This is a genomic window from Streptomyces sp. SID3212, assembly GCF_009865405.1.
Lineage (GTDB): Bacteria > Actinomycetota > Actinomycetes > Streptomycetales > Streptomycetaceae > Streptomyces.
This window is the reverse complement of the sequence record NZ_WWJY01000103.1, coordinates 1-521: the sequence shown is the minus strand read 5'-3', so window position 1 is coordinate 521 and position 521 is coordinate 1. Positions and strand designations below refer to the sequence as shown.

1 pseudogene is annotated in these 521 nt (G+C 78.9%); it reads right to left on the bottom strand.

Annotation, left to right across the window (positions count from 1 at the left end):
• Positions 1 to 183: 183 nt before the first annotated feature.
• Positions 184 to 521: pseudogene (locus tag GT042_RS02955) on the bottom strand (immune inhibitor A domain-containing protein); the annotation flags it as partial.

Below are 521 nucleotides of genomic sequence, written 5' to 3'. Positions count from 1 at the left end.
GCGGCCGTTGGGGCGTGGAGACGGCGCACGCGAACGTGCTGCTGTGCGGCGCGGGCGCCGTCCGGGGCGGCGGGGTCAGCGGGGTCCCCGGCCACAACGCGGCGATGGCGGCCCTGGGCAGGTGAGACCCGGCGCTCGGCGAGTGAGGGCGGGACGGTCGTACGGGTGGGCCGGTCGCGGTCCTCAGTCCTCCGACGCCACCCACCCCACCGCCTCGATCCCCGCCGTGTCCCCCTCCCGCGCCTCGTCGAAGACCACCCGCCCGCCGTCCCCGACCCGCAGCCCGTCCACGTACACACCCCGCCCCGAGTGCGGCCGGCCGGTGTCGTACCGCCAGCGCAGCCGGACCTCACCGCCGCGCCAGGCGGTCAGATCGGCCGCCACCCGGTGCCACACGCGGCCCGACCAGCCCCCGACCGAGCCCGCCGGGTGCGCCCGGGGCTCCGGGGAGTCCCGGACACCGGTACGTACGGTCGTGAAGGGCACCGGCCGCCAGCCCGCCCCGCCGTCCACGGACGCCT